General features: G+C 63.1%; 9 protein-coding genes. 4 read left to right on the top strand and 5 right to left on the bottom strand.

The genetic code is table 11. From position 1 onward, the window contains the following. Positions 1 to 153: 153 nt before the first annotated feature. On the bottom strand, positions 154 to 597 hold the full coding sequence (locus IAE39_RS28415; RefSeq protein ID WP_201207790.1) for a hypothetical protein: 444 nt from the start codon (positions 595 to 597) through the stop codon (positions 154 to 156). 125 nt (positions 598 to 722) lie between these two features. Between IAE39_RS28415 and IAE39_RS28410 the strand changes: the two genes are divergently transcribed. Beyond that, positions 723 to 1,160, top strand: a complete 438-nt coding sequence (locus IAE39_RS28410; RefSeq protein ID WP_201207789.1) for an acyl-CoA thioesterase — start codon at positions 723 to 725, stop codon at positions 1,158 to 1,160. Positions 1,161 to 1,217: 57 nt separating this feature from the next. On the opposite strand, the gene IAE39_RS28405 is transcribed toward IAE39_RS28410, so the two are convergent. From IAE39_RS28405 to fdhD, 3 genes are all read right to left on the bottom strand, one after another. Continuing rightward, entirely contained in the window at positions 1,218 to 1,697 is a 480-nt protein-coding gene (locus IAE39_RS28405) for a glycine zipper domain-containing protein (RefSeq protein ID WP_201207788.1), read from the bottom strand. Between the two features lie 306 nt (positions 1,698 to 2,003). Continuing rightward, positions 2,004 to 4,349 (bottom strand): FdhF/YdeP family oxidoreductase, encoded by a 2,346-nt coding sequence (locus tag IAE39_RS28400; protein WP_201207787.1) that lies wholly within the window; start codon positions 4,347 to 4,349, stop codon positions 2,004 to 2,006. A gap of 5 nt (positions 4,350 to 4,354) precedes the next feature. Next, positions 4,355 to 5,185: a formate dehydrogenase accessory sulfurtransferase FdhD gene (gene fdhD / locus IAE39_RS28395; protein WP_201207786.1), complete on the bottom strand. Its 831-nt coding sequence runs from the start codon at positions 5,183 to 5,185 to the stop codon at positions 4,355 to 4,357. A 180-nt stretch (positions 5,186 to 5,365) separates the two neighbouring features. Between fdhD and lysM the strand changes: the two genes are divergently transcribed. Further along, entirely contained in the window at positions 5,366 to 5,806 is a 441-nt protein-coding gene (gene lysM, locus IAE39_RS28390; protein WP_201207785.1) for a peptidoglycan-binding protein LysM, read from the top strand. Positions 5,807 to 5,917: 111 nt separating this feature from the next. Here lysM and yrfG read toward each other — a convergent pair whose 3' ends face one another. Beyond that, on the bottom strand, positions 5,918 to 6,580 hold the full coding sequence (gene yrfG, locus IAE39_RS28385) for a GMP/IMP nucleotidase (RefSeq protein ID WP_201207784.1): 663 nt from the start codon (positions 6,578 to 6,580) through the stop codon (positions 5,918 to 5,920). A gap of 64 nt (positions 6,581 to 6,644) precedes the next feature. Here yrfG and nudE point away from each other — a divergent pair, with 64 nt between their 5' ends. Together nudE and cysQ are read left to right on the top strand one after the other, a co-directional pair. Next, entirely contained in the window at positions 6,645 to 7,211 is a 567-nt protein-coding gene (gene nudE, locus IAE39_RS28380) for an ADP compounds hydrolase NudE (RefSeq protein ID WP_201207783.1), read from the top strand. Continuing rightward, a complete protein-coding gene (cysQ, locus tag IAE39_RS28375; RefSeq protein WP_201207782.1) occupies positions 7,208 to 8,026 on the top strand; it encodes a 3'(2'),5'-bisphosphate nucleotidase CysQ in 819 nt (272 codons plus the stop codon). The genes nudE and cysQ overlap by 4 nt, the downstream gene beginning before the upstream one ends. The last annotated feature ends 75 nt before the right edge of the window (positions 8,027 to 8,101 follow it).

Genomic DNA, 8,101 nt, shown 5'->3' with positions numbered 1-8,101 from the left:
GGGCCGCTTTGCGGCCCATCGCGACACAAGGCCGCTCCTACAGGGGATCTCGACAGGCCTCGGGACGCGGTGCAGGCAGCGAGAATCTGGTTTTTCTGTTTCACTGTCAGCATCCATTGCGAAGACAAGAGTCAGCCACATGACCGAGGCGCATCAACGGGGCTTGGCCGCCAGAGCGGCCCGGCGAGCAGCAAACAGTCGTTCGGCCTCCTCATCGTCCATCACTGGCGTAGTGTCTTCCAGGCTGGTCTTTATCTGCTTGTGGAACCAGGCCTCATAAGCAGCGGCTTCATGAGCGCGTTTTAGTGCTTGGGTGCGGTCAGGCCGTTGATAGGTACTCGTTTGCTCAGGGTCGTAAGTGCTTGCGTCTACCTCGAAATGGTCGATCCCCAGTTCAAGCAGGTAAGCCACCAAGGTCTCGAGTTTCTTGAAAAGCCTGATATTACCGCTGCGCTGGGCAGTGAGTACATGCTCCTGGTGGTTGATGTCGACCTGAACGGCCCAGCCCCCTGGCTGGCCGACGATATGCGTGGCGTTGACGCGCCCTGAATCCGCCATACGGCTCAGGTTGGCATGGTCGAGATGTTGAGTTGGCATGGGTGTTTTTCTCGGATTCATCAGGACTGGCCATGCTATGCAATCTATAGTTGATTGCGACTATAGGCCTTCCGATCTTGTTGTGGGAAGCTTCCTTTTTGATTGCAACCAACTGTGGATAACTCATGACCGAATCCCCCCAGCGCAGTGCCTTCTCCCACTTCCACCCGATCCTCACCCGCCCGCAGGACAACGACCTGAATGGCCATATCGCCGGGGCCACGGTGCACGGCTTCTTCGAAACGGCTATCCAGGCGTTCCTCGTCGAGCAGGCCGAGCTGGACCTGCGTGACGGCGAGCTGGCGGCTTTCGTGGTCAGCTCGGCGGCAGACTTCTATGCATTGCCGGGCTTCCCGGACGTGCTTGAAGTCGGGCTGGGCGTAACGCGCCTGGCGGGCAGTACGGTGGAGTACCGCCTGGCGCTGTACCGCCCGGGCGAGCCGGAGGCATGTGCGGCAGGCACGGTTGTGCAGGTGTTCATCGAGCGTGCCGGCGGCCGGCCTGTCGCGCTTCCTGAGCCCCTGCAGGTGATTCTGTCCGGCCTGGTGCTCGAACAGGCATAAAAAAGCCCCGCTGGCGGGGCGGGGCTTTTACTGCCAGGTGCGCTGGGCACTCAGGCATCAATGGCGCCAGTGACGCCCGTGCTTGCGGTGGCCGTAACGGTGACCGCGGTCGTAGTGGCGACGGTCGTCGTAGCCGCGACGGTAGCGACGGTCGTCATGGCGCTCGTCTTCGTCGGCCTTGTTGCCCATGTAGTTACCCAGCGCGCCACCGGCACCGCCGCCAGCTGCTGCACCAATGTAGCTACCGGTGGTGCCACCCACCGAGCGACCGACCACGTTGCCGCCTGCAGCGCCCAGCGCGCCGCCGATAGCGGCTTCACCGCGCTGGCGCTTGTCGGCGCCCAAGGCACCGCCGGCTGCGCCACCCAGGCCGGCACCAATGGCGCCGCCGGTGCTACCGCCGATGGAGTTGCCCACCACGGAGCCCAGTACCCCACCCAATGCGCCGCCAATGCCGGCTTCGGTGGTGCCGCCTGCCATGGCCACGCCGCTGAGCAAGCTGAAAGACAACAACAGAATCGAGGAGTACTTCTTCATCAAGAGAGCCTCATAGGGAAGACGAGGCGAATTTGAGGCTAAGCGAGGTGGCTGGCAACGGAAATCCGACGAGTAACACGAGTTGTACACAATTCTCTAAGTTACTGTATTTACTGTGAAACTTTATCGAAATTCGGCTGTCTGAGACCTTTATGACAAAGCCCTGAACCGTTGCGGAACAGGGCTTTTTTCGTTTTTGCGCTGGGGCTGCCGACCTCTTCGCGGCTAAAGCCGCTCCTACAGCTTCAGCGCCACCTTCAGGCCTGTGGTGTACCTGTGGGAGCGGCTTTAGCCGCGAAGAGGCCCTTACAGGATACGCCCGTCGTCCTGCGCCCGCTCCAGCTTGATGGCAATGAACTTCGAGGTTGGCGTATGGCTACCATCGCCAATGCTCTCCAGCGGCACCAGCTGGTTCACCTCCGGGTAATACGCCGCCGCCTGCCCAGCCGGGATATCGAATGCCAGCAGGGTAAAGCCATGCACCCGGCGCACATGCTCATCCCCCCATAACGACACGATGTCGACCTTCTGCCCCGGCTGGAAACCCAGGCGGATGATGTCGGCTTCGTTGACGAACAGCACCTCGCGCTGGCCGCGCACGCCGCGGTAGCGGTCGTCCAGGCCGTAGATGGTGGTGTTGTACTGATCGTGCGAGCGCATCGATTGCATGATCAGGTCCGGCAACTGGCCACTGGCACGCACACGCTCGTCGAGCAACGTATCGGGCAGCAGGTTGGCTTTGAAGTTGGCGCGTCCGCTGCTGGTTTTCCATTCGCGGCTGGCTGCGCTGTTGCCCAGGTAGAAACCACCCGGGTGCTGCAGGCGCTGGTTGAAGCCGCTGAAACCGGCAATAGTGTCGCCGATCAGGTCGCGGATGCGGTCGTAGTCGGCCACCAGCCAGTGCCAATCCACCGGCTTCTTGCCCAATGTAGCGGCGGCGATACCGGCAATGACCGCAGGCTCCGAGCGCATTTGCGTCGACAGTGGCTTCAGCTGGCCGTTGGAGGCGTGGACCATGCTGAACGAATCCTCGACCGTGACCGCCTGCGGCCCATCGGCTTGCAGGTCGATGTCGGTGCGGCCAAGGCACGGCAGGATCAGTGCCTGTTTGCCGTGGACCAGGTGGCTGCGGTTGAGCTTGGTACTGATGTGCACAGTCAGCTCGCAGTTGCGCAGCGCCTGGGCCGTGCGCTCGGTATCCGGCGTGGCCTGGGCGAAGTTGCCGCCCAGGCCGATGAATACCTTGGCCCGGCCATCGAGCATGGCGTGGATCGCCTCGACGGTGTTGTGGCCGTTGTGCCGTGGCACGGCGAAGCCGAAGCGTTTTTCCATGGCATCGAGCAGCGCCACGGGCGGGCGCTCGTTGATGCCCATGGTGCGGTCACCCTGCACGTTGCTATGGCCGCGAACCGGGCACAGGCCTGCACCTGGCGCGCCGATGTTGCCGCGCAGCATCTGCAGGTTGACGATTTCCTGAATGGTCGGCACCGAATGGCGGTGCTGGGTGATGCCCATGGCCCAGCACATGATCACACGCTTGCCACGGCAATACATGTGCGCGGCCAGCTCGATGTCGGCCAGGGTCAGGCCGGACTGCGTCTGGATGTGCTCCCACGGCGTGGCGTCCACCACCGCCAGGTATTCGTCGACGCCATGGCCATGTTCGGCAATGAAAGCGTGGTCGAAAACTGCCGGTTCGCCTTTGGCCTGGGCTTCGCGCTCCCACTGCAGCACGAACTTGGCCATGCCGCGCAGCATGGCCATGTCGCCGCCCAACGCCGGGCGGAAGAATGCAGTGTTGGTCGGGCGGTCGCTGTTGGTCAGCATTTCCAGCGGATTCTGCGGGTGCTGGAAGCGTTCCAGGCCACGTTCCTTGAGCGGGTTGATGCACACCACCTGAGCGCCACGCTTTACAGCGTCGCGCAACGGGTCGAGCATGCGGGGGTGGTTGGTGCCGGGGTTCTGGCCCCAGACGAAAATCGCGTCGGCATGCTCGAAATCGTCGAAGGTGACGGTGCCCTTGCCGACGCCGACGCTTTGCCCCAGGGCCACACCGCTGGCCTCGTGACACATGTTCGAGCAGTCGGGGAAATTGTTGGTGCCGTAGGCGCGCACGAACAACTGGTACAGGTAGGCGGCTTCGTTGCTGGCACGCCCCGAGGTGTAGAACTCGGCCTGGTCAGGGCTGGCCAGCTTGTTCAGTTCGCGGGCGATCAGGGCGAAGGCAGCGTCCCAGCTGACCGGCTGATAGCGGTCGTTGGCCGCATCGTAGGCCATCGGCTCGGTCAGGCGCCCCTGATACTCCAGCCAGTAGTCGCTTTGCTGCAGCAGCGCAGTGACGCTGTAGCGCGCGAAGAAGGCGGCGTCGACACGGCGTTTGGTCGCTTCCCAGTTCACGGCCTTGGCGCCGTTCTCGCAGAACTTGACCATGCCGCTTTCCGGCGAGTCGCCCCAGGCGCAGCCGGGGCAGTCGAAACCGCCGTTCTGGTTGGTCTTGAGCAGGGCGCGAATGTTCTTCAGCGCGTTGTCGCTGCCGACCCATGCTTTGGCCACGCTGCGCAGTGCGCCCCAGCCACCGGCGGGGCCGTGGTAGGGCTTGTAGCGAGGGGTGGAGGCTGGGGCGTTGTCCGGAAGGTGCTGGTACGAGGTCACGGCTGTTACGACTCCGCCGCAGGGCTGTAGACCCGCGGTGCGCTGTGCTTGGGCAAATGGATGAGGTTGAGGTTGTGCTTGCGCGCCCACTGCAGGGCGAGGCCGGTGGGGGCCGACAGGCTGACCAGGGTCTGGATGCCGGCACGCAGCACCTTCTGGATCAGTTCCAGGCTGCAGCGGCTGGTGACGATGGCCAGGCCGCCCTGGCTGTCGATGCCTTGGCGCAGCAGGGCGCCGATCAGCTTGTCGAGGGCGTTGTGCCGGCCAATGTCTTCACGGCCCAGCAGCAGTTCGCCATGGCGGTCCATGAACAGTGCCGCATGCACCGCACCGCAATGCTGGCCCAGCGGCTGAAAGGCATCGATGCGCTCGCGCAGGCCGACCAGCCACTGGGCCGGGGGCAGGGGCGCGCCGGGCAGCACGTTCAGCTCTGGCAATGCCTGCTCCAGCGCTTCGACCCCGCACAGGCCGCAGCCACTGGTACCGGCCAGCTGGCGACGCTGGTTTTTCAGGTTCCAGAACGCCCGGCTGGAAATTTCCAGGTCGGCGTACATCGCCGAGCCGCTGCCGGACAGCTTGAGGTCATAGATTTCCGTGGTGCCTTCGACAATGCCGCTGCCGACGCTGAAGCCCACGGCGAAGTCTTCCAGGTCGGTGGGGCTGACCAGCATCACCGCCTGGTTGAGGCCGTTGTAGACAATGGCCAGCGCCACTTCCTCGGCCAGCGGCGTGCTGCTGCGTGTGCTGTCGCTGAGCTGGACGTAATCGTAGGTGTTGCTGGCGGCGGGCATGGACAAAGGCGATGAGGCCGCGCAGACCGGAGGTTTGCTGTTCATCGGGGCAGGCTGTTCATTCGGCGGCTTGGTAATAGCACAAGCCTAGGCGCGCAGGCAGGCGGCGTCTAATCGCTAGGGTCTATGCCTTGATAGAGCGCGTCGATTGGTCGCAGGGGGGCAGGCAGGGAAATCCTGGCCTAGACTTCCGTCTCCAAGGTTTACGTCAACAAGGAGAACGCAATGAGCCTGTTCAGTTTCGTGAAAGAAGCCGGCGAGAAGTTGATCGACCTGCTGACTCCAGGCAATGCCAACGCAGAGGAGCAGCTAAAAGCGCACGTTGCCAAGGTTGGCCTGGGCAACCCGAATATCAGCGCCACTGTAGAGGGTGACAAGATCATTCTCAAGGGCGAGGTGGCCAGCCAGGAGGAGAAGGAGAAGATCATTCTGGCGGCGGGCAATATCAATGGTGTGGCCAGCGTTGAGGATCAGATCACTGTGACCGGGCCGGTGGTGGTGGCGGCGCGGTTCGTCACGGTGAAGAAGGGTGACACGCTGTCGGCCATTTCCTTGGCGGTTTATGGCAATGCCAACCAGTACAACAAGATCTTCGAGGCCAACAAGCCGATGCTTTCGCACCCGGACAAGATCTATCCGGGGCAGGTGCTGCGTATTCCTGAGTGATCTCTGCAGCCTGTTCCGGCCTATTCGCGGGTGAACCCGCTCCCACAGGGATCGCATACAGTTCAGGCCTGTGGTGATCCTGTAGGAGCGGGTTTACCCGCGAAAGGGCCCTCACAGGCCTACCAATAAATCTCGGTAGTCCTCTACTGCCGCAAACTCTTCGGTATCACGCGGCTGTGCCTGGCTATCCGGCTGGCGCACCGCTAATAAATGCCCCACACCAAAGCGCTGCGCACTGCGCAGTATCGCCAGGGTGTCATCAATGAACAGGCTGCGCCCCGGCACAAAACCGATGTCGGCCTGCAAGGCATCCCAGAACTGCGGGCTTTCCTTCGGGTAGCCATAGTCATGCGAACTGATCAGCCGCTCGAAATAAGGCGCCAGCTCCACCCGCTCCAGCTTAAGTGACAGCGAATCCCGATGGGCGTTGGTGATCATCACCACGCGCTTGCCGGCGTCGCGAATCGCTGCCAGGAAGGTATCGGCATCCGGGCGCAAGGCGATCAGGTCGGCAATTTCCTGCTTCAGCTCGCGGATAGGCAGGCGCAGCTCACGGCTCCAGAAGTCCAGGCAATACCAGTTCAGGGTGCCGGCATTGCGTTCGAACAGCGGTTGCAGCTCCATTTCCGCCATGGCCCGGCTCACCCCATGCAGCTCGGCATAGCGCTGGGGCAGGTGGTGCAGCCAGAAGCGGTTGTCGTAATGCAGGTCGAGCAGGGTGCCGTCCATGTCCAGCAGGACGGTATCGATGTCAGACCAAGGAAGAACAGGCATGGGAAACTCTCGTTCAGTCGGCAAGCCACGGTATAGTAACCCGTTCACGCCAAGGAGCCGCCCCATGCGCCAGAAACCCACCGTCCTCAGTCGCGAAATCGTCGCCAGCAGCCGCCTGTTTCGCGTCGAAGCCGTGCAATTGCGCTTCAGCAATGGCAACGAGCGCACCTACGAGCGGCTGGTGGGGCGGGGCAACGGCTATGGCGCGGTGATGATCGTGGCCATGCTAGACGCCGAGCACGCGGTACTGGTCGAGGAATACTGCGGCGGCACCGACGAATACGAGCTGTCGTTGCCCAAGGGCCTGATCGAGCCGGGCGAAGACGTGCTGGCCGCTGCTGACCGCGAGCTGAAGGAAGAAGCCGGGTTTGGCGCACGCCAACTGGAACACCTGACCGAGCTTTCGCTGTCGCCGGGCTACATGAGCCAGAAGATTCAGGTGGTGCTGGCCAGTGACCTGTACGAAGAACAGTTGGAAGGCGATGAACCGGAGCCAATGCGGGTCGACAAGGTCAACCTGCGCGAGCTGTCGGCGTTGGCCATGCACCCGCAATTCACCGAAGGTCGCGCCCTGGCAGCGCTGTACCTAACGCGTGACCTGCTGGTTCAGCGGGGGCTGCTGGAACTATGAACGACCTGCAACTGATGCACGAAGTGGTCAAGCTGGCACTGACCGCAGGCGAGGCGATCCTGCCGTTCTGGCGTGCCGATGTGGTGGTAACCAACAAGGCCGACGATTCGCCGGTAACCGCCGCCGACCTGGCGGCGCACCGGGTGATTGCCGATGGCTTGCTGGCGCTGGCGCCGCAGATTCCGGTGCTGTCCGAAGAAGATTGCAACATACCCTTGGCCGAGCGCCAGGGCTGGAGCCGCTGGTGGCTGGTCGACCCGCTTGACGGCACCAAGGAGTTCATTGCCGGGAGCGAGGAATTCACGGTCAATATCGCCTTGATCGAAAACGGCGAGGTGGTGTTTGGCGTGGTGTCGATGCCGACCAATGGGCGCTGCTACTTCGGTGGCCGTGGGTTCGGCGCTTGGCGGGCCGAGGCGGGTGAGGCTGCTCAGCCGATTCAGGTGCGCAACGCACCAGCGGCGGGTGAGCGCTTCACCGTGGTGGCCAGCCGTCGGCATTCCAGCCCCGAGCAGGAGGCACTGTTGGCCGGGTTGGGGGCTGCGGTGGGTGAACTGGAGCTGGCCAATATTGGTAGCTCGTTGAAGTTTTGCCTGTTGGCCGAGGGCAGCGCCGATTGTTATCCACGGCTGGCGCCGACTTCGCAGTGGGACACTGCTGCGGCACAGGGTGTGGTGGATGGGGCGGGCGGTGAGGTGATCGGGCTGGACGGGTTGCCGTTCCGCTATCCGGCGCGTGAGTCGTTGCTTAACCCGTATTTCCTGGCGTTGCCGGCAAAGGCCGTGTGGCGCCAGGCCTTCCTTAATCTGATCTAGCGGGCCTGGCACGATCTTGTAGGAGCGGGGGGGGGGGGGGGGGGGGGGGGGGGGGGGGGGGCGGGGGGGGGGGGG

The organism is Pseudomonas sp. S37 (genome assembly GCF_016658545.1).
In the GTDB taxonomy this organism is placed as follows: Bacteria; Pseudomonadota; Gammaproteobacteria; order Pseudomonadales; family Pseudomonadaceae; genus Aquipseudomonas.
Note: the sequence above shows the minus strand (reverse complement) of the source record. Positions and strands in the feature narration are given on the sequence as shown.